Here is a 25325-nt window from a genome sequence, read left to right as displayed (position 1 = left end):
CCGAATCTATTGGAAATATCCAATCATGCTGCTGTACTTGGCGCTTACTCACCATTCTATTGGATAATTCCAATCAGAACGTTATGTTGCCCCACGGCCGCAGTAACCTGCCACCCGACTATATCGGCATATAGCCTATGTCGGCACCGCTCGCACTTTACGCCCTCAAAACGCAAAAGGTACAAAAGACGCAAAGGCAAGAGAACCGAACCATAGCTGCGGTTCTCTTGCCTTTTGCGCTTAATTCCATAAATATACGTTATCTACATATACCGAGGTTTGGCCCGAGGAGTTGTCGGCGTCGATAAATTGAACGCCGTATTCTTTGATATTGGACTTATCGACACCCGACAGATCCAGGTTTAAATCCAAAGTTCCGCCGGCGCTGATCGTCCGCCAGCCGCTGTCTTTCCACGTGTAGTTGTCACCGTGCTTCACATACAGCTTGACCCCGAGTCCGGAGCCATAGTTCCCCCAACTCGCCCCCTTCACCGTAGCCCTTAGCAGTGAATGGCCCGAGAAATCAAAATTGCCGCTCTTATACATATAGTGCTGGCTTCCGTTCGACATCGCAATGTCGACCTGCAAAGATTTCGAGCCTTTGGCGCTCCAGGCCGTGGTGGACCAAGGTCCGCCGGCAATATTGCCTCCGCTCCATCCGTCGGTGCCCGTTTCAAAGTCGGCATAAGCTCCGTCGGAACCGCCCCCAGGGCCACCAGGGTTGCCAGGGTTGCCCCCGCCTCCGTCAAGATACTGCCGGAGCCATTGCAGCGCCGGGCGTTCGGTGCCCGAACCGGTGATCAATTGCGTGCCCTCATGCCAGGTCTGGCCCTCAAGATAGCCCCACAGTGTGATCCCTTGTACTGCGGAATGCTCCCAAAGCACCGGGAATTTTTGTTGGTATCGGGCCAACTGCGTACTGTCGTCGCCGGTCATGTCCAGCTCCGAAACATAAATCGGCAATCCGGTAGCAGCCAGCGTGTTCAACACCGAATTCATCGTATTCACCGACACCGTATCCATATTAAAATAATGGCACTGGATGCCGATCCCGTCGATCAGGCCTCTCGCTTTCAGCAGATTGATAATCTTTACATAATTGGCCGCCGCATTCGGATCGCTGATGATCCCGTATTCATTGATCAGCAGCTTGGAGTTGGGAAAAGCTTGTCGGGCTTGTTCAAAAGACCAAATGACCCAATCCCAGCCCGTAGCTCCGTCTCCCCCGATCGCATTCCGATAGGAAGGTTTGGCGTGCAGCGGTTCATTAACGACATCGACGAATTGCGCGCCTCCATACCGCTGCCCCGCCGCCTGAATCCACTGCGTAACTTCCGCCCTCTGCTCCGCGGCCGACAGACCGCTGATCCAGCCGGGCTCTTGGCTGCCCCAAACCAACGTATGGAATTTGAACGGCATGTTGTTGCTTCGGGCATAGTTGTAAGCCGTATCGGCCGCGCTCCAGTTCATGCTGTTTCTTGTTCCTTCAACCGCTCCCCATTTTGTCGAATTTTCCGGTGTTATCTGATTCCAGTAGGTTGAAAAGTTGGAGGGAACACTGTTTGCTATGATATTGCCCAAAAACTTGCTTCCGCCCGCCAATCCGGCCCTGGCTTCCCCGCTGAGCGCGGTCGATAGCACGGAGCCCAGCAGCACAAAAGCGGCAAGCCCCATCATGAACCTTGATTTAAACATCATAATTCCTCCTTGATTATTTTTACTCGAAATCTTTACCTGGGACGACGCGCGGTATTGGATCTGTTATCGGAACCAATCACCTCCTTCAATCTAAATATGCAATCGCTTACATTTCCATATTATAATTGTTTAGTAATATCTGGAATTACCCAAATTAAAGCTTTTACCTTGAAAAGTTTAGATATTTGTTTATGCGGATTCAATCCTGTCACCCAACAAATAGGGAAATTTGTGGAAAATAGTCGAAAAGACTTATTGTTAGATTACATTTATTTACTATATAGTTAATTCAAGGACGCCGCTTAGAAATAATTCCACTCTCATTTCCCCAGAGTTGAGGTAAGACGCCCTGTAAATTTTTAGACGAGGGGGTGTGCCATGAACGGATTATACTTTCGAACTGGGCCGCTTTTTGTTGACCGGACTAGCCTTTTTTAGCGTGAATACCAAAGCCTCGCTTACGAACCCTGCCGTTACTGCCGTTATTTTTCCAACCCTGGTTTTTTCGCAAGTTTTCACCTGTTTGTTTGTGATTTACAAAATTTCCGTAAAGGAGCTGTTTGTATGAAAAAATCGAAATTAGGTTCATACGGAACGATGGTTACGCTTACATTTTGCCTTGCGTTGGGCGGATCGCTAACTTGGGGGTTGCCGTCCTCACTGGCGGTAAACGACGAATTTGGCGCGACCGGGATCGAAGAGTTCACTGCGCCGGCGACCCAGGATTTTGCTGCTGACGAGCGCGAAGAGCCCGTAACAGCGGCGGCGGAAGCCATTTATGTCTCCCCCAACGGCTCAAGCGGCAATCCGGGCACAATCGCTAGTCCAACCACGCTGGCTGCAGCCATTGCCAAAGTTTCACCCGGCGGCACGATATACTTGCGCGGAGGCACCTACAACTTTTCCGCTCCGGTAACCATCGAACGGAACAACAGCGGCAGCGCGGGCCAATACAAAACGATCGCCCCGTACGGGAGCGAAAAACCGGTCTTGGATTTCTATGCGCAAGCCTTCGCCTCCGACCAACGCGGACTGCAAATTTTCGGGCACTACTGGCATGTCAAAGGGCTGGAAGTGCGGGGAGCGGGGGATAACGGGATTTTCATCGGCGGAAATTACAACATCATCGAAAACGTGGAAACCCATCATAACCGCGATTCCGGACTGCAGATCAGCCGCTATTCCTCCTCTATGACGAATATCGCCGATTGGCCAAGCTACAACCAGATTATCCGGGTGTACTCCCATGACAATTTCGACCCCGACAACGGCGAAGACGCGGACGGCTTTGCCGCCAAGCTGACGATCGGCCCGGGCAACGTATTCGACAGCTGCATCGCCGCCTGGAACACCGACGACGGCTGGGATCTGTACACCAAGTCCGAAACGGGAGCGATCGGAGCGGTTACGATCAAAAACAGCATCGCCTACAAAAACGGCCAAACCTCGGACGGCAATTCGACATCGGACAGCGACGGCAACGGCTTTAAGCTGGGCGGGGACAAAATTGCCGTCAATCATATCGTGCAGAACAGCGTCGCTTTCCAAAACAAGAAACACGGCTTCACCTACAACAGCAACCCGGGCTCCATCGCCATGACCAATAATACCTCCTGGAGCAACGGGCAAAGCAATTTCGCCTTCGACAAAGGCACGCACGTGTTCACGAACAACTTGTCGTACTCCGGGGGATCCAGCGACAAAACGAGCGGAACCGACGTCGACAGCAGCAACGTCTGGTGGAAAAACAAAAAAAGCACCAACGCCAAAGGGCTGGTGGCCAGCGATGCGGATTTCGTCTCCCTGACCCCGTCCGTCACCAGAAACGCCGACGGTTCTTTCAGTCTCGGGAACTTTTTGAAGCTTGCCGCCGGCAGCGACCTGATCGGATCAGGAACGCCCAGCGGCACGAATATCGGCGCGACAATGCCGTAATTCATGGCAAGCACTGTGTGACAAGCGCCGTGTAGCAATCGTCATGTGGCACGCGCATGTGGCACGCGGCGCCGTGCCAACTTTCAATTTCAGTGAAAGGAAGCCGTCTAACGGAGTCCCTTAAGTAAATGCGACTCGGTTTATGCACACCCAAATAGCCGGATGCGGTAAACGATGGCATCCGGCTATTTTTGCGTCAGCCGCTACGGATGGATCTGGCCGACGTCCATGCAGATCGCCAGCGTATCGACGTTATGCGCCAGCAGATCCCAGCGGACGGGCGACCCCGTTCCCATGGCAGCGGCTGCCGGTAACGCAGGCAAAGGAAGCGGCCGCGCCGCGGTGCGTCAGCGGAACGCCGGCGGTTGATTTCCTCCTGCGGCAGCGCATGGTGCCCCGGCGCTTTGCCGCAGGAGATCAGCTCCGCCCCTTGGCCTGCATACCGGAGCTGCTCCTCGTTTACCAGCCGGTCGCACAGGATAACCTCCGCCTCCCGCAGCCGCTTCAACGCTTTGACCGTGATCAGCTCCGGAACCCCCAGCCCCGCGCCAACGATGCTTCCCCTACCGGCGGGGCCTGTCATAGGCTGTTCCCTGCTCCGGCCGGATTGGCCGGCACCCCGCGGCGTTCAGGCTCGTCCGGCGCATTTGCTCCAGAGGATGCCAGCGCCGACGGAGCCGTAGAGACCGCCGAACGCTCCGGGCCCGCCATAGCCGCCCGCGCATTGTCTTCCACGGCCAAGCCTTTTCCTTTCTGCGACACGTACAGCAGCAGTCCCGTAAACACGACGCCGCCAAGGAAGTTGCCGATCAGCACAGGAATCTGGTTCCATACCCACCAGTCGGCAAAGCTGACGTTCGCACCCAGCATCATCCCCGCCGGAATGATAAACATGTTCACGACGGCATGCTCAAACCCCTGCGCGAAAAAGATCAGGATCGGCAGCCACATCGCCGCGATTTTTCCCGCCGTCGAACGCGAAGTCATCCCCATCACCACGCCCAGGGTGACCATCCAGTTGCACAGCACCGCTTTGATGGTGACGAGGGCAAGCCCGCTGCCGCCCATATGCTTGTAGGCGACCGTTTTGGCCTCACTGGTTTGAATGATCGTCTGGATCAGCGGATGGCTGAAATCCGCGCCCATTTTCGTAATCGTCAGTCCATAAAGGATCGCATACACCGCGCAGCCGATCAGATGCCCGAGGATCACCCAGCCGAAATTGGCCAGCATCCGGGATAGCGGCACTTTTCGCTCCAGCACAGCCAAAGGGATCAAAGCAAAGCTGCCGGTCACCAGCTCAAGTCCAAGCAGTACAATGATGACAAAGCCGACGGGAAAAATCAGCGCCCCGACAATGCCAAGCGACGTTTGCTGCGTGGCCGTAAAAGCCAGCGTCGTGGCGAAGGCGAGAATCGACCCGCCCAAAAATCCTTTCGCCAGCATCTGCAGGATGCCCAGGCGGGCTTTGTTCTCTCCCGTTTCAATCATCGCAGTTAGCACTTCACCGGGTTTTACGTAGTCCATGGTGCGTCTCTCCTTCTACAGCGAAATATAGATAGCTCCGTCCTTTTCATCGATTTCGGTTTCGTAAACGGTCACTTGGCCATGATCCGGCTCACGCACTTGTCCGCTGTTTAAATCGATCTTCCAGTCATGCAGGGGACAATGCACGGCCGCGCCGCACACCATCCCTTCCGACAGCCGCCCAGCCTTGTGCGGGCAGCGGTTTTCGAGCGCCCGCACCGTGCCGTCGCTGAGCCGGAAAATCGCCACTTCTCTATCCCCGATCGTTACCGTCCGCGCCCCCAGCCGGTCGATCTCGTCCAGTCGGGCAACCTGTATTTTTGTCAGCATGGTGATTTCTCCCCTTATCAGTTAGTTCTGCAGCTGTGCGCTTTGCAGCGGTTCAAAGTTTTTGCGCAGCTCTTCGTTGTTTAAGATTTCCTTCCACGGATCGGTCGTGCCGCTGAGCGTCTCCTCGATGCGCGCGGCCAGCGCTTTGCGCTCCCCGGCGTTCTCCAGCACCGCTTTGATCGCGTCCAGCCCGACGCGCTCCACCCACTGGGCGGTGCGTTCGTTCCAGCTCGCCTGCTCACGGTAGTATTGGAGGAAAGCGGCCGTCCACTCCATCACTTCGTCCTCCGTCTTCACCGTGCAGAGCAGCTCCGCCGCCCGCACCTTCACGCCGCCGTTGCCGCCGATATAAAGCTCCCAGCCGCCGTCGATGGCGACGACGCCAAGGTCTTTGATCGTCGCTTCCGCGCAGTTGCGGGGGCATCCGGATACGGCCAGCTTCACCTTGCCCGGCGTATTCAAGCGTTCGAACGCTTTTTCCATGCGGATCCCCATCGCGATCGAGTCCTGCGTGCCGAAGCGGCAGAAGGTCGAGCCGACGCAGGTTTTCACCGTGCGCAGCGCCTTTCCGTAAGCATGGCCGGAAGCCATATCGAGCTCCTCCCAGATCTTTGGCAGGTCTTCCTTCTTGACGCCAAGGAGGTCGAGCCGCTGTCCGCCGGTGAATTTCACCATCGGCACGTTGTATTTCTCCGCCACGGCCGCGATCCGCTTAAGATCGGCCGGGGAAGTCACGCCGCCGTAAATCCGGGGCACGACGGAAAAAGTTCCGTCCTTTTGAATATTCGCGTGGTAGCGTTCGTTGACGAACCGGGATTCTTTTTCATCGACGTATTCCGCAGGCCAGAGCATCCCTAAATAGTAATTCAGCGCCGGCCGGCATTTGGAGCAGCCTTCCGGCTCTTTCCATTCCAGCACGTTCATGACTTCTTTGACGCTCTTCAGGCCCATCGTTTTGATGCTTTCGACGATTTCGTCGCGGGAAAGCGGTGTGCAGCCGCAGATGCCTTCCTTGGCCGGCTCGCCGATGTCGCCTTCGGCGTATAAGTGCAGCAGCCCTTCGACGAGCGGCTTGCAGCCGCCGCAGGAGCCCGACGCCTTGGTGCAGGCTTTGATCTCGCCGACGCTGGTGCAGCCGTTTTTCACCGCGTCGACGATCGTTCCTTTGGATACGCCGTTGCAGCCGCAAATGATCTCGTCGTCCGCCATCGCGGCGAGCCTGGCGTTCGGGGAGGCCCCGGAAGACTGCCCCGGCGCATAGCCGAGCAGCAGCTCCTTTTCCTTTCCGGCCACCGACTCCCCGCTTTTGATTTTGGCGAACAGCGAGGCGCCGTCCGTCGTGTCCCCGAACAGCACCGCGCCGACGATCCGGTCGTCCTGCAGGACGATTTTGCGGTAGATGCCTTCCAGTTCATCCTGGACGCGCAGTGAACGCGTTCCCGGAGCATCGTGAAAATAACCGGCGGAAAAAACGTCCACGCCCGACACCTTCAGCTTGGTCGAGGTGACGGACCCTTCGTAGCCGGCCGTCTCCACGCCGGAGAGCCGCTTGGCCAGGACGCTGCCCTGCTCGTACAGCGGGGCCACCAGGCCGTAAGCGATGCCGCGGTGCTCGGCGCATTCGCCGACCGCGTACACGCCGGGGGCGCTCGTTTCCAAATAATCGTTAACGACGATGCCCCGCTTCACCTCCAGCCCGGCCGACTTGGCCAGCTCCACGTTCGGCTTGATGCCGACGGCCATCACGACCAGGTCGGCTTCCAGCCGGCTGCCGTCGGCAAATTCCAGGCCTTCGGCCCGGCGATGGCCGTAAATGCTCGCCGTCTGCTTCTGCAGCAGAAACTTCATCCCCTGCGCCTCCAGCTCGCGCTGCAGCATCCGCGCGGCCGGCTCGTCAAGCTGCCGTTCCATTAAGAAGGGATTGATATGCACGACGGATACGTCCATCCCCAGATTCAGCAGCCCCCGCGCCGCTTCCAGGCCAAGCAGCCCGCCGCCGATCACCGCTGCCTTCTTATATTTTTTGGAGGCTTCAATCATCAGCTCGCAGTCTTTAATGTCGCGGAAGCCGATCACGCCTTCTTTTTGCGCGCCCGGGAGCGGAAGCATAAACGGGTCGGAGCCCGTCGCCAAAATCAGCGCATCATATTCCGCCTGGACGCCGGACGCCGAGCTGACCCGTTTGTTCGCCGTATCAAGCTTGGTCACCGCGTCGCCGAGATGCAGCTTGATGTTGTTTTCCGCGTACCAATCGAGGTCGTTAATGATGATTTCTTTCATATCGGCTCCCCCGGCGAGCACCGAGGACAGCATGATCCGATTGTAGTTCGGATACGGCTCGGCGCCGAACACCGTAATTTCATAAGCCTCCGGGGCCAGCTTCAGCACATGCTCGATCGTGCGCATCCCCGCCATCCCGCCTCCGACGAGCACCATTTTTTTCTTGTGGTTCATCTCCACTCTCCCCTTTCGCGTAATCGCCCTAAAAAACAGAAAAAGCCCGCTTCGCCCATAGAAAAACACACGCTTTTCTTACGGATTGCGAAGACAGGCTCCATTGCCGCTTCCATTCATTCGGATACCCCATTGTATCCGACGTTTCAATATTGAATTGAATAAAATTTAAAAATGTGATTGATTGACATTTACTATATAAAAGCTTTGTGGCAATGTCAATAATTATTACATAAAATTTAATAAATAATTTTTTAATGTCAGCTTTTTTAACATTTATATTGATTTTTTGGAGAAAAGACGAGAAAATACATGTATCATTTTCACACCTCGTTTCCATGTCAGTTTTCTTTCCGTTGCAAACGGCTCTCCATCGCCTTGCTCCTTGCTTGCTGCGGGCGTTCTTGCGCCTTCTTAATAAGTACATGTTCAAAAAGGACGGTTTTCAGCGCCGAAGCATATGCTAGGGCCCGGCTGAATTCAAGATTCGATGCCGAGGTACTTCTTGAATTCACTTCGTGATAAGAAAAACGTCAATCGACGTATATTCAAAGAAAACGGATCGCGATTAGCGATAGTTTTTCTTGCGATATAAGGGAGCTGATTCTTAGTAGTCAACTCTTTCTTATATCTTCAAAAGCGGCCTTTTTTGAACTACCTCAATAAGTTTGAAAAGATCGTCATGGATAGGAGGGAGTGCCTCTCGATGCGCTTTTTATTGGTCATACGCGATACTTCTTATACCGATGCCGGGCCGGGGGCGCCGGACGTGATTCCGCCTCTCCCCGATCCCGAGGCAAAGCTGAAAACGAGCGGTTATCTCGTCCTCGCCTCCAGACAGGAAGCGCAAATCCGCAAGCGGATCAGAGAGGTCGACGCCGCCGTTCTCGATATGCCGATCGATACGGTCCGGCGCTGGGGCGGGTTATTGCTGGAATGGAAGCCCCTGCCGCTATTGTGGTGGTGCAGCGCGGAAGCCGCCGCCGCTTCCCTGGAAGCTTGCGAAACCGACGTTCCGATCGACGGCATCCTGACTCCCTCGATGTCCGCGCAGGAGCTGCACTGGGCGTTGCAAATCGGCGCCAAGCATTTTTTGGAGCGCCAGGCGTGGATGGATGAACGCGCTCAACTGGTCTCGCGCTTGGAAGAACGCAAATGGATCGACATGGCCAAAGGCATTTTATGCGACGTGAACAAGGTGTCCGAAGCCGAAGCCTACGACATGCTGCGCAAGCGGGCGATGAATGAACGAAAACGGATGGTCGATGTGGCGACTTCGGTCGTTAGGGCGCACCAGCAATTAAAATTTTGAGCCCGGTCTTACTCGGGCCAGTCATATAAGGGAAAAAAGCGGCCCTAATTCAACGAGATTACCCATTTTGAGAGAAATAGAGGAATTTTATGTCGTTATTTTCTTGGAGCGCGGGAAAGTGACCGCTTGGGGTACCATTGATCGTGAAATAAGACCATTAAATTCCGCTAATGATGATGAACAGGCTTAGTCCTGAAAATAAGACCATAGAGTTCCGTTATTTTTAAAGAAACGCACCTTGGCAGCATAGGTTTCGGTGCCGAAAAACTGGTTTTTAAACGGAATTCTCTAGAAAAGGAGGGGCTGCTGATGTTGATGACGGATATTCTGAAGGAAGTGGGCCGGGGAAAAAGAGGCGCCCGAGATTTAAACTATGAGGAGGCGCTGGCCGCCGCAGAGCTAATCGTGAACGGCGACGCGTCTCCCGCGCAAATCGGCGCGTTTTTTATGGCGCAGCGTATCAAACTGGAAAGTGTGGATGAACTGAAGGCGTTCGTGACCGTGTTTCGCCGCCATGCGCACAGGTCGGAGGTTCCGGGCGGCCTTGACTGCGCCGGCCCTTACGACGGGAGAACCAATTCCTTTATGGCCACTTTCGCTACGTCCTTCCTGCTGGCCGCATGCGAGCTGCCGGTGACGCTGCACGGGACCAAATCGCTGCCCCCTAAATGGGGCGTCACGCTGTCGGACCTGTTGGGTGAAATGGGCATTCATGCCGAAAAGATGGAACCGCCCGCCGCGGCCCAACCAGCCGGCGCTGCCCGCTCAGGAGGTGCGGCTGAGATGGTCGGAGTCCGACCAGCCAGTGCGGCTGAGGTAGCCGGAGTCCGCCCAGGCTGCGCTGTCACGGCGGCCGGGGTCCGGTTTGTTCCTGCGGAAGTCTGGTGCCCGCCGCTGGCCCGTTTGCGGCCGATCCGCGAAGAACTTGGGCTGCGGTCGATCCTCAATACGATCGAAAAGCTGCTCGATTTCAGCCAATCTCCTTGTCTGGTTTATGGTATATACCACAACACCGTATTTGACCGGATAGCCCAGCTCATTCAGGAGCTCGACTACCGCCGGGCGCTTATCGTCCAGGGGACGCAAGGATCGGAAGACCTGTTTATCGACCGGCCGACCCGGACATACGTTGTGGACCAGGGATCAGCCAAGCTGCGCGTGATCGACCCGGAAACGTACGGGCTGGATACGCCGCTCCCGGAGGCGAACACGCCATGGTCGGCGCAGCAGCAGTTGCGCGTCACGGAAGCCGTGCTGCGCGGCGAAGCCCATCCCGCTTTCGTCAACCAAGTGCTGCTGAACGGAGCCGTGCGCCTGGAGTTGGCCGAACGGGTCAGTTCCGTCGAGGAGGGCGTCTACACCTGCAAAGCGCTGCTCGACAGCGGCGCAGCCTGGGACGCCTACTGCCTCTGGCAGGAGGCGATGCGGCTGACGCAAACGGCCGCCGCCGAACGCGAGCAAATCTCCCGCAAAGCCTGAATCCCCCGGCTTATGGCTTTTTTTCTATTTCCTCGGGATCGAGCCTCCCGGCGCTGGCGCTGGCGACTCCTTCCCCCGGGGAATTACTCGCCTTCTTTCTTCCACTCCTCCCCCTTGCTCATCCTAAATCGGGACAGTCGCTCCACCGGGCAGCGGGCGTAATTGACCCGCCCATTATTTTTCACCAAAATATCAGGCTGTAGCGCGGAAGCGGGTACGTCCAGAGGCTGGCGGGTACGTCCAGCGACAGTGGACATATCGAGCGGCAGCGGTCGCTATTTGCCCCCGGATGAGGCAATTTGGGCTGATTTGAAGGGAATAAGGCCAACTGAGTCCGTTACAATTTTTACTTCTCCATTTTGGGACAAGTAGGGTTTCTCAGGTCCGTTAGCGAAAAAAGCACTCCATCCCCCCAACTGATCGAAGCCCAGGGGAATGAAGTGCTTGTGAATGGAATGCTTGTGCGTAAAATGCTTGCGAGTAAATCGTCTTTCTGGAGCAGCCGCGTTTTTCAATACGCCCCGCGGATATGTTCGGTTGTGCAAACTATGCGGCTTATCCTAACGCTACCCCCGCCACGCGGTCGAACGCCGGTTTCGAGCGGTGCCGCTCATCGAACAGGAACGGCCAGTTTTTCCGCCCTCGGACCGGAAAATCGTCCAGCCACGTATAATCGTCCGCCGCTCCCCAGAAGGTGACTCCGCTGATGACGCCTCGATACTCCTTCAGCAGCCGGAAAACGGCTTCGTACCGTTCGGCCTGGCGCTCCAGCATCCCCGGTTCGGGCGCGGTCAAATCACTCCGTCTGTCGTCGAAACGGAAGACGGACATGTCCAGCTCCGTGAGCTGCAGCTGCAGCCCGAGCGACGCGTACTTCTCGATCGCTGCCCGGATCTCGTCCAGTGACGGATCGAACAGGTTCCAGTGCGCCTGCAGCCCGATTCCATGGATCGGCGCGCCTCGTTCCAGCAGCGATTTCGCCAGCGCATAAATTTTATCGCGCTTAAGCGGATGGGATTCATTATAGTCGTTATAAAACAGCACGGCGTCCGGATCCGCTTCATGGGCAAACGCAAACGCTTTGACGATAAAATCCAAGTCCGCTCCGGCAATTTCCGTCCACTTTGAGGCGCGCAGCAAGTCCCCGCCCTCGTCGGCAACCGCCTCATTGACCACGTCCCAGGCGTAAATGTCGTTTTTATACCGGCCCACGACCGTATGAATATGCTCGCGCATCCGCTCCAGCAGCACCGCTTTGCTTACGTGGCCTCCCCCGCTGTCTTGGAACAGCCAATCGCCCGTTTGGTTATGCCAAACGAGCGTGTGCCCGCGCATCGCCATCCCGTGCTTGCGGGCGAACTCCGCCAGCCGGTCGGCCTCCTCAAACGTATAGGTCCCTTCTTCCGGATGCAGGCTGGCGAACTTCATCTCGTTCTCCGCGGTAATGCTGTTAAAGTGACGGGCCAGAAGCAGCTCCTGCGTACCGATCGTAAGCGGATTTACGGCAGCCCCGACCTTGAAATCAGCCGCGAACAGCTCCTTAAGCGCCGGCTCTACATGTTCCCGCATCGTTTCCTTTCCCTCCCTACGATTTACGTCTTTTTTCGACTGTGGAGATAGATGCTTTTTTTCCGCAAAACTATTCTAACGGATGCCACAACCGCTATTTGCCCCAGCAACGGCGATTTCAAAGGGCATTTTTCGCAAAATAGCGGCTGCTGCAACCGTTAGATTACCAAGGAAAACCCGCAGCCTTCACACGTTAAACAACCTATGCAAGCGGCCCATGCAAACGCGCATGCTTATCCCCTACTCCTTGACGCTCCCCACGTTCAGCCCCACGACGAAATATTTTTGCATAAACGGGTACACCAGCAGGATCGGCACGGAAGCCACGATCGTCACTGCGGCCCGGATCGACAGCGGCGTTACCATCGCGGCCGCAGTCTCCTGGGTCATCCCGGCCCCCGCGGCCACGGCCGGATTGCTGTTCGCGTTCATGCTTGAAGACAGCAGCTTCATCAGCTCGTATTGCAGAGTGCTCAGTTCCTGCCGCGAGGAAGTGTACAGAAACGCGTCAAACCACGAGTTCCAGGCGCCGACGGCGACGAACAGGGCAATCGTGGCCAGCACGGGCTTGCACAGCGGGAAAATGATCCGCCAGAAGATCTTGAACTCCCCAGCCCCGTCGATTCTGGCCGACTCGATCAGGCTTTCCGGAATTGTGCCGATGTAGGTGCGGATAACGATCAGGTTAAAAGCGCTGACCATCGAAGGAACGACGTACACCCAAAACGTGTTAATCAGGTGCAGGTCCTTCATCAGAAAGTAGCCAGGAATCAAACCGGCGTTGAAATACATCGTCAATACGAAAATAAACGTAATCGGCTTGCGGAACACGTATTCCCGCCGGCTTAACGTATAGGCCAGCATCGTCGTCAGGAAAATGTTCAGCAGAGTGGACAACACCGTGCGCGCCACCGAAATCCAAAAGGCGTCGTAAATCGTCCCCGACACGAAGACGGCCTTATAATTTTGCAGCGTAAATTGCCTCGGCCACAGGTAGATCCCGCCCCGGATCGTATCGTTACCCGCGTTCAGCGACACGGCGATCGTATTCAGGAACGGATACAGCGTGACGACAACGAGAAAAATCATGAACAGCGTATTGAAGGTATGAAAAAGAACGGGCTCAACGCGGCCTGTCCCCAGACGCCGGTTCACGGCCGCAGCGGGAACCCGCTGCGGACTTGCCGTTTGGTTTGCCATGCTATAACAGCCTCTCTTCCCCGAGCCGCTTCGCGGTCCAATTCGCGATGAGCAGCATGATGACGCTTACGACCGTTTTAAAGATGCCGCCGGCTGTAGCTAACGAATAGTTGCCTTGGGCAATCCCATATTTCAGCACGAAGATGTCGATCGTTTCCGCCCAGTCGACGACCAGCCCGTTGCCAAGCAAATACTGAACTTCAAACCCGGCCTCCAAAATATGGCCGATGGACATAATCAGCAGGATGACGATTGTCGGCTTGATTCCCGGCAGCGTTACGTGGAGCATTTTCCGGTAGCGGCTTGCTCCGTCCATGTCTGCGGCTTCATACAGCGCCGGGTCGATCGAGGCCATGGCCGCCAGGTAAATGATCGTGTTCCAGCCGACTTCCTTCCAAACATGGGACGCCCCGACGACGCCCCAGAAGTACTTCCCTTCGCTGAGCCAGAGAATCGGTTCATCGATCAGATGCAGCTTGATCAGCAAATCGTTGACAATCCCGTCGGAAGCCAAAGAAGTGGCCACGATCCCCGTCACGATAATCCAGGACAAAAAGTGCGGAAGGTAGGAAATGGTTTGCACGGTTCTTTTCCAGAACACCTTCTTGATTTCATTCAACAGCAGCGCCAGAATGATCGCGGTAACAAATCCGAGAACCAGGTTGATGATGCTCATGCCCAACGTGTTGCGCAGCACGCGCAAAAAATTGTCGTCCTCGAACAGGAATTTGAAATGCTTGAACCCAACCCATTTCTGTTCGCTGAAATCCAACGCCGGCTTGTAGTCCTGAAACGCCATCGTCCAGCCCCACACCGGCACGTATGCGAACAAAACAATGTAAGCTAGCAGCGGCACCGACATGTAAATCAACTGCCGCTGGCTTTTGATGAGGTTCCACGTGATGCGCTGCTTGCCCTTTTTTGTTTTCCGGACAGTACTTCGTTCCATTAAGGTCTCATTCATAAAGTTGTTCTCCCTGCTTTATTTCACGGTCCAGGTATCGATTCTCCACTTCAGCACTTCATTGATCCGGTCCTCGTAAGCTTTCACGTTCAGCTTGTGGATTTCGGACGTATAAGCGTCCCAGGCCTTGTCGAACTCTCCCGGTTTCGCCATAATCGCTTGCGGCAAGTGCTTGGTCGACAGGTCGTTCAGCTTCGTACTGACGATTTTCGCTTCCGAGCCTTCCACCAGATCCACTGACCAGGCCGGGTAATAAATCGGATTTTCCGGCGGATCGCTGAAGAAGTCGACGTAGCTCTCATAACCGTAAGCCGCGAGAAACTCCTTATCGTAGTCCTTCAGGCCGGCCCGGTATTCTTCCGGTTGCGCGGCGGCGTCGGTCGCATTGCCGTCGCTGTAGTAACCTTCCATTTTCGGCATGAAGCCAAACAACGTGTCCGCTTTGTTGGCCAGCTTCCAAGTGGCGTCGGTCGTCTTATCGCGCTGTTCCTGCGTTCTCACAAACCGGCCTTCCTCATTGACGATATAATCCTCGCCTTCGATGCCCCAGGAGAGCACCTTTTGCCAATCCTCCTGAATCAAACGGTCGAGCAGCTTGATGATCTTGACCGGTTCCTTCGCATTAACACTGATGCCGAAACCGTTGTTGAGGTTGAGCGGCGGACGGTCCCGGTAATAATCCCTGGTGCTCGAATCGTAAACGAGCGGGAGCCCGACATAGGTTCTTTCCAGCTTCTGCTGCGTGATCAGGGCGTTCTCCGCGGTCTGGAAGTTCCAGTGTTGGTCGAACATCCCAAGCACGGTGCCGCTGGATATTTTGGCCAAATACTGGTCAAAGTTTTGCGTAAACGTCTCTTTGTCGATCAGCCCGAGCTGGTTGACTTCGTTCAACTTTTGATAATACCGTTTCGCATAATCCTTGTCGGCGAAAATTTCGGCTTTGCCGTCGTTCACCACGACGCCGCCGTCGTTCGGGTGCCCGATCAGATGCTGCGGCGCGTTGAACAGCCCCCAGTTTTTCCAGTCGTAGTTCAATATTTCAAAGCCGATCGTCGGGCTGCCGTCGATCGTCGGATATTTCTCCTTGTATTTGGCGATCAAATCGAAGTATTCGTCCAGCGTTTTCACCTGCGGATAGCCGAATTCCTTGAGCACCGCTTTTTGGATCCAGAAGGCCGGCCCCGAGTAATAGGTGCTGCTGACTTCGCCGTTGAAAGCTCCGTAGTTCGGCAAAATGTAGATATGGCCGTCGTTCGGGTCCTTCATCATGTTCCAGTACTTCTCGTAATGCTTCTTCAAATTGGGCGCATGCTCTTCGATCAGATCTTCCAGCGGAATGTAGGCGCCCGCCGCGGTCAGCTTGGTGTTCCCGGTCATGATATCCGGGTAATCGGAGCCGGCGATCATCACGCCCAGCTTCTGATTGATATCGCCCGCCAGGAACTCGAATTTGAACGTCGCTCCCAGCTCGTCTTTGATTTTCTTGTAGATCTTGTTGTCCGGCGTCGGCTGTTGCCCCGCTTCGCCAATAAAAGCGGTGATCTCAAACGGTTCCGCCTTGTCCCCGGCATTTCCGGACCCATTATCGGCATTGCTTCCGGAACCCTCTGTCCTGTTGCCTCCGCCGCACCCCGACAGAATAACGCTAAGCGACAGCAGCAGCAGGATGCCGAGCCGGAGAACCGACTTTGACTTGCCCCCCATGTAAAGCACCTCCGTAAAGTTTTAGTTGCTTGTCAAGGTTTGGAAGCCCTTACAAGAAACCCATCTTTATTGTAAAAGCGCTGCCACGGCCGAAACTATATCACAATTAAAGCATTACCCTTCAAAATTTTAGCTCCTGCCTCTGTATTCATTCGGAGACAGGCCCAGCCGCTTCTCGAACTGCTTGAGAAACTGCCCGTAGTTGGCATAACCGACCCGTTCCGCCACCTCGCTGTTGTTCAGTTTGTTTTCCCGAAGCAGCCGCGCCGCCTCCTCAATGCGGAGATTATGAATCATCTCGTTGAAATGAACCCCGTTTTTCTTCATCAGCAGTTGCCCCAGGTATACCGGATGGAGATAAAAAACTTCGGCCAGCTTTTTGATCGTCAGCCCTTCCCGGTAATGCTCGCCGATGTAGCGGTTGATGTCCTGAACGATGCCCCGGGAGCTCCGCGTCGTTTCCTCGAGCAGCAAATCGATGCTTTCCGCGCCAAAAGAGACCAGCGCCGTCAGGAGCTCCTCCACCGTCAGCGCCTCCTGGGCGCGGGGCGGCCCGCAGCGGCCGATGAGGGGATCAGCCTTGTCGCCCAAGGCTTCCCGCAGCTGATCGGCAATATTGTAAAAAAGATGGATCGCCAGCTTCATCACAATATCCGGGTCGGTGTACCGCTCGCGAAAGCGGACGGCCGCCTCTTGCCCGGCTTTCCGCAAACCGGCTTTATCAAGCAGCTGAACGGCTTCCAGCACGCGGTCAATCCACTCCGCCTGATCGTAGCGGGAGTCAAATGAACGAAGGCATACCTGCAGGTACCGGGCGATCGCGGGGTAAGCCTGGGCGTAAAAATTATGCGGCATCGCCCCAAGGGCGCTGCGGAAGCAGGCATGGAGCCCGCCGAGAGACGGCGCGCCGGCTCCCAGCGCCAGGAGCGCGGGCAACCCGGCATACCGCCGAGCCAGCTCCCGCATCCGGGCAAACCCGTCTTCCCCATCCGGGCCGGGAGCGTAGCCGAATACCAGACCGAAATCGCCCGTGTCCAGGTCCACCAGCACCATCGCTTCCTCCCCGGCGGCCAGCGAAGCCGCGATTTCCCGCAGCTCCGCGCGTCTGTCCGGCACGGTGCGGATCAGGCAGAAATTCCAGGCCTCCCGAAGGGAGGAGAGAGCTTCAAGCCCCCCGGCCGAGGCAAGCTGCACCGCAGCCTCCTCGGCATCGGGCTCCGGCTCGGGCGGCAACCCGGGCGGTTCGGTAAGCAGCTTCTTGATCCGGGATACCGTCTCCTCCAGGGACGCGATCCGGCTGATGCGCTGCAGCTCGCGTTCCTGCAAAAGCTCCCCGTAAATTACCGCCAATTCCTTGGCGGCCGCTGCTTCATCAATCGGTTTCAAAAAGTAATGGTTAACCCCGAACCGCATCGCCTTTTGCGCGTATTGAAAGTCGCTGTACCCGCTGACGATGGCGAACCGCACCCCGCGGGAGCCGCCCCGCTGCCACGCCTCGATCATCCCGAGCCCGTCAAGCACCGGCATCCGCACGTCCGTCACGACGAGATCCGGCTGCAGCTTTTCGATCATTTCAAGCCCCTCCGCACCATTGGCGCACGTTCCGCAAACGTCGAAGCCAAGCCCGCGCCAGTCGATCCACAGCTGCATTCCTTCGATCGCACCCGGCTCGTCGTCGATCAACAGCACTTTAAAAGCCATGTTCACGCCTCCCTGTCCAATTCTTCTTGATGCTCCAACAGCTTGATCGGGATTGCGAAGGAGACCTCCGTTCCCTGGTGGAGTTTGCTGCTGATGTCAAAACGAACCTGATCGCGATAATAAAGCTCGAACCGGCGGTAAACGTTGCGGATGCCGATGCTGCTCCCGGAGGCGTTCTCGCTGCGCACGGCCACCAGCATTTCCCGCAGCTGCCCGGGCTCGATGCCCTTGCCGTTGTCGGAAATGACGATGCGGAGCCTGCCGTCGCCCACGTACGCCTTAATCTGAACCAATCCGAGCCCTTGCACGGCTTGAATCCCATGCTTACAGGCATTTTCGACAAGCGGCTGGATGCTCATTTTCGGAATCTTGTAGTGCAGCGCCTCCTCCGCAAGGTCGAACCGGTATTCGAATTTATCCCGGAAGCGGAATTTCTCGATTTTCAGATACATGTCGATAAACATCATTTCTTCCTGCAGCGTCACCAGGTCTTCCTTCCAGCTGAGCAGCCGCCGCAGCAGCTTGGACAAGCTCTTGATGATGTCCGTTACGTCCGAATAATTGTTTTTCGTGCAGACGACCAGGATCGCGTTGAGCGTGTTGAACAGAAAATGCGGGTTCATCTGACTTTGCAAAAAATTCAGCTCCGCGCGCACCCGTTCCATCTCCAGGCTTTTCTTTTGGATTTCCAGCTTGTAGACATCGTTGATCAGCGTATTGATCCGCGCCGTCATGCGGTTGAAATGGCGGATCAGCCCGCCGATTTCGTCGCGCCCCTCATCGATCCGGATGAGATCGAACTTCTCGTTGCTGACCTTCTGCATATGCCGCGCCAGCCGCTTAACCCGGTAATGATAGGACCGGAGCATGACGTAAATAAACACTGCCGTAAAAAAGGCCGCAGCAGCAGCCAGTATCCCGACAAAAATCCGCATGTCGAGCATCGCGTTCGTGACCCGGACTCCCTGCGGAATGCCGATCAGCCGCCAGCCTTTGACATAGCGCGCGCTTCCGATGGCCACGGTTTTGACGCCTTTTTCCCGCATCTCCTCCGTCCATGCAAACTTGGCGTAACCGTTTGCGCCTCCGCTTTGGTAGCCGCTGGCCGCGGACATGATGACTTCGTCCTCCCCGTTGACCAGATACAAGTCCAGATAATCCTGCTCCCGCTTGATGACGTCATAAATTTTGCTGAGGTCAATGTCGATCCGCAACAGCTTATCGTATTCGTCGTAGGAATCATAGGAATCCATGCGTTCGATGACGCTCAAATACGGCTCGGTGTTCGCCCAATTGCTGGCCTGGGCCGCCCGGTACGCTGCGACGGAGACCTTATCGCCGGAGATCTGCCAAAGGCGGTACCAGGCGCTGTTTTTCACCTGCTCGTCGATGATATGGTAATTGCCGCCGGGAACGATGGTCGGATTGGCGGTATAAATCCCGATCCGCAAAATCTGGTTGTTGACCGGAATGTAGCTGGTCACCCGGTTGCGCAGCTGCTCGTCGAACGTCGTATAGAAATCGAGTTGGCCGGAGTATTCCCGGTCGAGCATTTCGTACAGCGCTTTGTCCGTATTCAGCGCATGGCTGACGGCGACGCCTCCGTCGATAAAATCGTGAATGTCTTTTCGGGCCCGCTCCATGGAGATCTCCAGGTTCTGCTCCTCCCGCTCCATGATGAAATCGGACATCCGGGTCATAAACAGCAAAATGATGACCAAAATCGGCACCAGCACGCCAACCAGATAAATCAGCAAAAACTTGTAGTTGAGCGGAATATCGTTCACTTTTCCCCGAAATTTCAATCTTGCCATGCGCGCACCGTCCCCCAATTAATCCGCCCGCTCGCGATCGGGCTCCTGCTTGTAAACCGAAGGCAGCACCCCGGTCGCCTGCTTGAACTTGCTGAGAAAATAGTCCGTATTCGGATATCCGACCTGCAGGGCGATCTCGGAAATTTTCATCGGAGTCCGCTTCAGCAGCCGTTTGGCCTCTTCGATCCGCTTCATGTTCAAATATTCGTTGAACGGTTTGCCCGTCTCCTTTTTGAATAATTGGCCCAAATAGGCCGGGTTCATATGGAACTTTTGCGCCAAAATCTGCAGCTTCAGCTTGCTTCTGTACGCCCCGTCCACATACCGGATCACTTGAAAAATCGTATTGCCCTCGCTCCGCCGCTTGAGTTCGCCGATCTGAGCCGCCGCTTCCAGGCACAGCCGGCGCACATACCGCTTCAACGCCGCGTAGTCGGCTATGCCGCCGAGGCTTCCGTATTCCGCCTGCATACGTTTCATGAAACCGTCGGGATCGCCGTGGAATCCGGCCATTTGCCGGCAAAGGGTGAGCTCCAGATTCGCGGCGTCCGCTTGCAACGCTTCGATGTCCGCCTGACCGCAGGTTAGCGCCGCGAACGCCTCCTCGATCGCGGAATCAATCATCTCCGGCGCGCCGGCTTCCACCAGCTCGGGCAAACGGCGGAACCAGCCCTTATAGGCGGCATCTTGCCAAGTCGCCGAGGCTGGGCCGTTATGAAAAAACAGCCCCGTTTTCCCCTGGCTGCGTTTTGCTCTGTTCAGATCGAGCGCCTGCAAATATAGCTCCCGAATCGCCCCCATCCCTTTTGCGATGCCGCTGACCGTCACCAGGACCCGCTGCTTACGCTCCGCAAGCTCGCGGTTGACGGCCAGCCCGGTCTCCTCCAAACGGGAATCCGTCATGTCCTCCGCGCGCAGGATCACGCCCGTCCGCCCGGCCCGGTCCTGAAAAAACCGGCCGGCATCCTGCGCGAAAAAGGCGCCGATCCGCTGGCTTAGGCCACTCCCATCGGCCCCGGTATCGATCAGCGCGCAGCGCAGCTCCGCCTCTCCCGGAAGGCCAAGCGACCTCGCGGCTTCGGATTGCAGTTCCGGATCGCCTTCCCCCTGAATCAAACGGTTGAGCAGATTGTTTACGAACAGCGACCGCTTCCGGGGCAGGCTGCGCTCCGCGGCCAACTCGTCCGTAATCTTTTGCCCGAGCTTGGCCAGAAGGGCCTCGATTTCCTCTTCGTCAATCGGTTTAAGCAAATAATCCACGGCGCGTTGGCGCATGGCCGTCAGCGCGTAATTAAAATCGTCATAGCCGCTTAAAATGACGAATTCGGGCGGCCTTTTCAGCGTCTGCCGGCTCCTTTCGATCAATTCGAGCCCCGTGACCGCCGGCATGCGGATGTCCGTGAAGACCAGCTCCGGCCGGAGCTCTTCGATCATCGCCAGCGCCTCCGGTCCGTCGTGGGCTTCCCCGCAAACCCGGAAACCGTGCTTTTCCCAGTTCACCATTGTGCGCAGCCCCTCCAGTACCCATGGCTCATCATCCACAAGCAGTACCTGCAGCATACCGCATCGCTCCTTCTTCTTTTCGGACGTTTCTTGTTTCTTATGTCAATGCTGAGTCAGCCAAACTTGTAAGCGTGTTCATGAAATAATTTAGCATAACTCCCGGAAGGTGGAAACCAAAAAATCCCACAATGGCCGCCAGCCTTCCGGTTATAAGCTTGCATTTTTTTATATTTCATGTCACAAATCGTTAAGAAACGGTAGTCGTATAAGCGAAGTTAAAACACAGGGAGGTGATGAATTGGATAGCAAAACAGCGACTTCGATAAACCGGGCTGAGCGAAGAGCTATGGTTGACGAATGGGCTCGCCAGGCGCAAACAGGCTCTCAGGAGGCATTTATCGAGATCACCCGCCATTTCGAAAAAGAGCTGTATACCTATTGTTACTACCTGATTAGAGATCGTGAGGAAACCAAGGATGCGCTTCAGGACATTTTTATCCGGGCCTATCGAAATATAGGCGATTACCGCGGGGACTCCCCATTTTCGGCATGGCTGTACAGAATCGCCTACAATCACAGCATGGATGTGCTGAAAAAGAAAAAACGGTACCAACGAATTGCGGACAGATACCAGAACGAAGCTAAATTATTCACCTACTCCGAACAGGAATCCGCCGTCATGGAATTGCTGGATCCGCTGACCCCCAGCGAACGGAATCTTGTGCTGTTAAAAGCGGTGGAGCAGTACACTTTCGAGGAGATTGGGCAGATTATGGACCGCAAGCCGGCCACATTACGGAAACAATATGAGCGCATCCGCAACAAACTAGTCCAATACAAACGGAATAAGGGAGGCCAAAAAATTGAAGCCAATATCCGATCCAGCAAAGCAGGTTACTGACAACCTGGAATATATGATTCAAAATACGGAAGTTCCGGAATTAAACTTGGGTGAAAGGATTGTTGAACAAATGAACCATACAAATGCAGAGTTGAATCGTCGCAGCCGCAGTAAAAGCAACCGGATGAAAAGAACGGTGGCGGTCTCGGGGATAGCCGCGGCTTTAGGTTTTGGGATCATCGGCAGCGGGTTCGTATCCCCGGTCATGGCCAGCGCGCTGAGCCAGGTTCCGCTCATCGGCAACATCTTTCAGCAGTACGGGGATACCGGGCTGCAGGCAAGCGTGGCCAACGGATTGTACCAGCCCGTCCAAGCTAAAGACAGCCATAACGATATGACCCTGGAAAGCACCGGATATGTTTATGATGGAACCCGCATCTCCATTGCCCTAAAAAGAGACGGTCAAGCGGACGCCAAACTGCTTGGCGAGCGCATGGACAACGGTGACACCGACAACAGCGGCAAAGGGGTCCTTAAAGACATCAGTATGTCCATTAACGGCGAGCGGTACTATCCGGGAGGTTATACTTTGACGGACGGAGATACCCGGGATACGGCCATTCTGGAATTTAACGACACCCCTCCTATCACCCTGCCTAATGCTGATCCGGATCTGGTGAGACGGCCTGAACCGCTGGGCGATTCCTTCGAATTGAAGCTTGAAGCGACCTTAACCGGTTCTGATCAGCCTTATGTGTTGACGTTCCCGGTGAAGAAAAACACCGAAAACGTCGTTTTGAAGCCGGAAATGGTTAAATCGTATGACGGATTCCGCTTTGCTCTGGACAAGCTGGAATTGACGCCGATCACGACGCGTTTGACCATGACCGGCAGCGGGGAACTAGCCAGCCTCGGGGAAGAGTACAAACTTCCGGCTGAAGATCTGTACGCCGGCAAATATCAGTTTGGATTCGATATCCGCGATGAGAACAACAACCTGCTGGAGAAACTTACGGACCATATGAACTTTATTGACGGGCAATATGTGATCGACTACAATTTCACGCCGTTTAAAGAGACGCCGAAATCGATTACGATCAAGCCTTATGTGCTGAACCAAGACAAATCTTCCGGCAAATTCCACGAAAAGAAATACCTCAGCGAGCTGGAATTCCAGGTGGATGTAAAATAGCGGCAAATCTCTAAAATTAGCAAAGGCTCGGCCCTTACACAGGCGCCGGGCCTTTGCATTTTTGGGACGAAGCTTCTTTGTCGGCAAGAGTAAAGTCAACCCATAGGTGATGTAAGGGTGTATCCGGCCTCAATCGCGGCTCCTCCGATGGTGGGGCCCGCTATGACACTGAGGCTCGCCAGCGCACGGAAATTTGTCTGCGCACGAAAATTTATCGGCGTACGGAAATAACGGTAATTTGTGTACCTATTTCTTAAGCTTCACCCTTCACTCGCGAATTAGCGGAACTTTTTGTTCCTATTCTTCTGCCAAGCATGGTAAAAGCGCCTTTGTCAGCTCATCGCTCACAATTAGCGGTAAAAAATTCCCCTACTTTCCCTGACCCACCTTTTTCGCCGAAAATAACACCCTTATTTACCGCTATTGCTGCGGTTCCGGGCAGCATCCACAATCATAACCATGCCCCCCGCCCCCTCCTTGCCCGAAATAAGAAATCCTCTCCCAAAACGGAAGAGGATCAAATTGATATCAATTACGAAAAGTTTTGCCGGAACCAGGCGGCTGCGGCATCCACTTCGGTTGGCGTCAGCTGATGGCCGTACGGTTCCCAATGCACGTGCACGTCGGCCCCAGCCCCGCTTAATAGCCGCTCCAGTTCCTCGGTTTCCCGCGCCGGGGACATGGCGTCGTAGCGCCCCGCCCCGATAAAGACCTGCAGCCCGGCCATGTCCGGCAGCTCGACGCCGCGGCGCGGCACCATCGGGTGGTGCAAAATCGCCCCTCCGAGCGCCTGCGGATAATGAAACAACAGGCTGGCCGCAATGTTCGCCCCGTTCGAGTAACCGACCGCGACCAGGGCGCGGCGGTCAAACCCGTATTGCTCCGACGCTTCGTCCAGGAAGTCGTTGAGCTCCCGCGTGCGGAGCACGAGATCTTCCTCGTCGAAGACACCGGCCGCCAGCCGCCGGAAAAACCGCGGCATCCCGTTTTCCAGCACGTTGCCTCTGACGCCGAGCACCGGCGACGCGGGCGAAATCAGCTCTGCCAGCGGCAGCAAATCCGTTTCCGTCCCGCCGGTGCCGTGAAGCAGGAGCAGCGGAGGAGCCGCCCGCTCGCCGCTCCCCGTACCCGGCTTGAAAATATGCTTCATCGCAGATCCTCCTCAAGCACCCGCACTTCGATCGGAGTTAAGTTCTGCTCGATCGCCTCGCGTTGCGGCTCGTACCAGGCCGGCAGCATCAGCTTTTCGCCCAAATGCTCCGGATCTTCATCATTCGCGAAGCCCGGCGGGTTCGTGGCGACTTCGAACAGGATGCCGCCCTCCTCCCGGAAATATAGCGCGTGAAAATACTGCCGGTCGACGATCGGCGTCGGCCGGTACCCATGCTCGGCGACCCGCTCTCTCCACTCTTCATGCTCGGCGAAATCCCGGGCCCGCCAGGCGATGTGGTGCACCGTGCCGGCGCCGCCCGCGCCGTATTCCATCGGCTTAACGTTCACGTCAATGACGTCGCCCAGGTCTCCCTCCGCTTTAAAGCGGGCGTAAAATTCGTCTTCGCCCAGCTTTTTCAGGCCCATCACATGCTCCAGCAGCCCGGCCGTTTTGCCGGGAGCCGCGCTGAACAGCACCGCGCCGCCAAAGCCTTTGATCGCTTTATCCGCCGGAACCCCGCCAAACGACCAGGTGCTTAGCGGTCCGGCCGCCCGTTCGACCAGCTCGATTTGCAGCCCGTCGCCATCGCGGAAATGCAAATACGTTTCGCCGAAGCGTTGCGTGTCGGTCGTGGAAATGCCGAATTTCCGCAGCCGTTCCCGCCAGAACGGCATCGCGCCCTCCGGAATGGCGTACACGGTAACCCCTACCTGACCGGCTCCGACCCGGCCGCGCCGGGCTCCCGCCGTCGGGAAAAAGGTCATAATCGATCCCGGATTGCCCGCCTCATCGCCAAAATACAGATGATAGACTTCCGGCGCATCGAAATTGATTGTTCTTTTGACCAGACGCAATCCGAGTACACCTGTATAAAAATCGACATTTTTCTGCGGATCGGAGGCAAAAGCCGTAATATGGTGAATCCCTGCCGTTGGTTGAATCATGACTG

19 protein-coding genes and 1 pseudogene are annotated in these 25325 nt (G+C 55.8%); 5 read left to right on the top strand and 15 right to left on the bottom strand.

Translation table 11 applies throughout. The features are described from left to right. Positions 1-240: 240 nt before the first annotated feature. Both DYE26_RS34730 and DYE26_RS25610 read right to left on the bottom strand, forming a co-directional pair. Entirely contained in the window at positions 241-771 is a 531-nt protein-coding gene (locus DYE26_RS34730) for a hypothetical protein (RefSeq protein WP_326044744.1), read from the bottom strand. Then, positions 748-1674: pseudogene (locus DYE26_RS25610) on the bottom strand (endo-1,4-beta-xylanase); the annotation flags it as partial. The pseudogene DYE26_RS25610 and the gene DYE26_RS34730, both read right to left, overlap by 24 nt. Positions 1675-2262: 588 nt before the next feature. Between DYE26_RS25610 and DYE26_RS25605 the strand changes: the two are divergent. Next, positions 2263-3633 (top strand): right-handed parallel beta-helix repeat-containing protein, encoded by a 1371-nt coding sequence (locus DYE26_RS25605; protein WP_240534081.1) that lies wholly within the window; start codon positions 2263-2265, stop codon positions 3631-3633. Positions 3634-3829: 196 nt separating this feature from the next. Here the strand turns inward: DYE26_RS25605 and DYE26_RS25600 are convergent, their stop codons facing one another. Genes DYE26_RS25600 through nirB form a run of 4 tightly spaced genes read right to left on the bottom strand, consistent with a single transcriptional unit; the run spans position 3830 to position 7944 of the window. Then, positions 3830-4216, bottom strand: a complete 387-nt coding sequence (locus tag DYE26_RS25600) for an SAM-dependent methyltransferase (RefSeq protein WP_051985206.1) — start codon at positions 4214-4216, stop codon at positions 3830-3832. Continuing rightward, positions 4213-5160 carry a formate/nitrite transporter family protein gene (locus tag DYE26_RS25595; protein ID WP_082207628.1) on the bottom strand — a complete coding sequence of 316 codons (948 nt, stop codon included), beginning with the start codon at positions 5158-5160 and terminating at the stop codon, positions 4213-4215. The genes DYE26_RS25600 and DYE26_RS25595 overlap by 4 nt, the downstream gene beginning before the upstream one ends. A gap of 15 nt (positions 5161-5175) precedes the next feature. Continuing rightward, positions 5176-5490: a nitrite reductase small subunit NirD gene (gene nirD / locus DYE26_RS25590; protein WP_051985205.1), complete on the bottom strand. Its 315-nt coding sequence runs from the start codon at positions 5488-5490 to the stop codon at positions 5176-5178. A 21-nt stretch (positions 5491-5511) separates the two neighbouring features. Continuing rightward, positions 5512-7944, bottom strand: a complete 2433-nt coding sequence (gene nirB / locus DYE26_RS25585; RefSeq protein ID WP_036619053.1) for a nitrite reductase large subunit NirB — start codon at positions 7942-7944, stop codon at positions 5512-5514. Between the two features lie 706 nt (positions 7945-8650). Between nirB and DYE26_RS25575 the strand changes: the two genes are divergently transcribed. Together DYE26_RS25575 and DYE26_RS25570 are read left to right on the top strand one after the other, a co-directional pair. Next, complete coding sequence (locus DYE26_RS25575) at positions 8651-9256, top strand: ANTAR domain-containing response regulator (protein WP_036619051.1); 606 nt, start codon at positions 8651-8653, stop codon at positions 9254-9256. A gap of 309 nt (positions 9257-9565) precedes the next feature. Beyond that, positions 9566-10735, top strand: coding sequence for an anthranilate phosphoribosyltransferase (locus tag DYE26_RS25570; protein ID WP_036619049.1), 1170 nt, complete (start codon positions 9566-9568; stop codon positions 10733-10735). A 555-nt stretch (positions 10736-11290) separates the two neighbouring features. Here DYE26_RS25570 and DYE26_RS25565 read toward each other — a convergent pair. From DYE26_RS25565 to DYE26_RS25535, 7 genes are all read right to left on the bottom strand, one after another. Further along, entirely contained in the window at positions 11291-12304 is a 1014-nt protein-coding gene (locus DYE26_RS25565; protein WP_036619047.1) for an endo-1,4-beta-xylanase, read from the bottom strand. 240 nt (positions 12305-12544) lie between these two features. Next, complete coding sequence (locus DYE26_RS25560; RefSeq protein ID WP_051985204.1) at positions 12545-13504, bottom strand: carbohydrate ABC transporter permease; 960 nt, start codon at positions 13502-13504, stop codon at positions 12545-12547. Between the two features lies 1 nt (position 13505). Continuing rightward, entirely contained in the window at positions 13506-14468 is a 963-nt protein-coding gene (locus tag DYE26_RS25555; RefSeq protein WP_036619045.1) for an ABC transporter permease, read from the bottom strand. Between the two features lie 18 nt (positions 14469-14486). Further along, a complete protein-coding gene (locus DYE26_RS25550) occupies positions 14487-16172 on the bottom strand; it encodes an extracellular solute-binding protein (protein WP_036619043.1) in 1686 nt (561 codons plus the stop codon). Positions 16173-16301: 129 nt separating this feature from the next. After that, entirely contained in the window at positions 16302-17873 is a 1572-nt protein-coding gene (locus DYE26_RS25545; RefSeq protein ID WP_036619041.1) for a response regulator, read from the bottom strand. 2 nt (positions 17874-17875) lie between these two features. After that, on the bottom strand, positions 17876-19687 hold the full coding sequence (locus DYE26_RS25540) for a sensor histidine kinase (protein ID WP_036619039.1): 1812 nt from the start codon (positions 19685-19687) through the stop codon (positions 17876-17878). An 18-nt stretch (positions 19688-19705) separates the two neighbouring features. Beyond that, on the bottom strand, positions 19706-21247 hold the full coding sequence (locus DYE26_RS25535; protein ID WP_036619037.1) for a response regulator transcription factor: 1542 nt from the start codon (positions 21245-21247) through the stop codon (positions 19706-19708). A gap of 241 nt (positions 21248-21488) precedes the next feature. Between DYE26_RS25535 and DYE26_RS25530 the strand changes: the two genes are divergently transcribed. Next, on the top strand, positions 21489-22091 hold the full coding sequence (locus DYE26_RS25530; RefSeq protein ID WP_051985203.1) for an RNA polymerase sigma factor: 603 nt from the start codon (positions 21489-21491) through the stop codon (positions 22089-22091). Between the two features lie 70 nt (positions 22092-22161). Then, entirely contained in the window at positions 22162-23223 is a 1062-nt protein-coding gene (locus tag DYE26_RS25525) for a DUF4179 domain-containing protein (protein WP_164815227.1), read from the top strand. Between the two features lie 532 nt (positions 23224-23755). Here DYE26_RS25525 and DYE26_RS25520 read toward each other — a convergent pair. Both DYE26_RS25520 and DYE26_RS25515 read right to left on the bottom strand, forming a co-directional pair. Next, positions 23756-24373, bottom strand: coding sequence for an alpha/beta hydrolase (locus tag DYE26_RS25520; protein WP_036619033.1), 618 nt, complete (start codon positions 24371-24373; stop codon positions 23756-23758). Further along, positions 24370-25320 (bottom strand): ring-cleaving dioxygenase, encoded by a 951-nt coding sequence (locus tag DYE26_RS25515; protein WP_036619029.1) that lies wholly within the window; start codon positions 25318-25320, stop codon positions 24370-24372. The genes DYE26_RS25520 and DYE26_RS25515 overlap by 4 nt, the downstream gene beginning before the upstream one ends. Positions 25321-25325: the final 5 nt, after the last annotated feature.

Origin of the sequence: Paenibacillus macerans (genome assembly GCF_900454495.1) — a bacterium.
Classification (GTDB): domain Bacteria; phylum Bacillota; class Bacilli; order Paenibacillales; family Paenibacillaceae; genus Fontibacillus; species Fontibacillus macerans.
The sequence above is the reverse complement of the archived record's forward strand: the minus strand, read 5'-3'. Positions and strand labels throughout refer to the sequence as shown.

Coding starts and splice junctions, on each gene's coding strand:
- DYE26_RS25605 (WP_240534081.1), top strand. CDS start 2,263: ATGAAAAAATCGAAATTAGGTTCATACGGAACGATGGTTACGCTTACA.
- DYE26_RS25600 (WP_051985206.1), bottom strand. CDS start 4,216: ATGACAGGCCCCGCCGGTAGGGGAAGCATCGTTGGCGCGGGGCTGGGG.
- DYE26_RS25595 (WP_082207628.1), bottom strand. CDS start 5,160: ATGGACTACGTAAAACCCGGTGAAGTGCTAACTGCGATGATTGAAACG.
- nirD (WP_051985205.1), bottom strand. CDS start 5,490: ATGCTGACAAAAATACAGGTTGCCCGACTGGACGAGATCGACCGGCTG.
- nirB (WP_036619053.1), bottom strand. CDS start 7,944: ATGAACCACAAGAAAAAAATGGTGCTCGTCGGAGGCGGGATGGCGGGG.
- DYE26_RS25575 (WP_036619051.1), top strand. CDS start 8,651: ATGCGCTTTTTATTGGTCATACGCGATACTTCTTATACCGATGCCGGG.
- DYE26_RS25570 (WP_036619049.1), top strand. CDS start 9,566: ATGTTGATGACGGATATTCTGAAGGAAGTGGGCCGGGGAAAAAGAGGC.
- DYE26_RS25565 (WP_036619047.1), bottom strand. CDS start 12,304: ATGCGGGAACATGTAGAGCCGGCGCTTAAGGAGCTGTTCGCGGCTGAT.
- DYE26_RS25560 (WP_051985204.1), bottom strand. CDS start 13,504: ATGGCAAACCAAACGGCAAGTCCGCAGCGGGTTCCCGCTGCGGCCGTG.
- DYE26_RS25555 (WP_036619045.1), bottom strand. CDS start 14,468: ATGAATGAGACCTTAATGGAACGAAGTACTGTCCGGAAAACAAAAAAG.
- DYE26_RS25550 (WP_036619043.1), bottom strand. CDS start 16,172: ATGGGGGGCAAGTCAAAGTCGGTTCTCCGGCTCGGCATCCTGCTGCTG.
- DYE26_RS25545 (WP_036619041.1), bottom strand. CDS start 17,873: ATGGCTTTTAAAGTGCTGTTGATCGACGACGAGCCGGGTGCGATCGAA.
- DYE26_RS25540 (WP_036619039.1), bottom strand. CDS start 19,687: ATGGCAAGATTGAAATTTCGGGGAAAAGTGAACGATATTCCGCTCAAC.
- DYE26_RS25535 (WP_036619037.1), bottom strand. CDS start 21,247: ATGCTGCAGGTACTGCTTGTGGATGATGAGCCATGGGTACTGGAGGGG.
- DYE26_RS25525 (WP_164815227.1), top strand. CDS start 22,162: ATGAACCATACAAATGCAGAGTTGAATCGTCGCAGCCGCAGTAAAAGC.
- DYE26_RS25520 (WP_036619033.1), bottom strand. CDS start 24,373: ATGAAGCATATTTTCAAGCCGGGTACGGGGAGCGGCGAGCGGGCGGCT.
- DYE26_RS25515 (WP_036619029.1), bottom strand. CDS start 25,320: ATGATTCAACCAACGGCAGGGATTCACCATATTACGGCTTTTGCCTCC.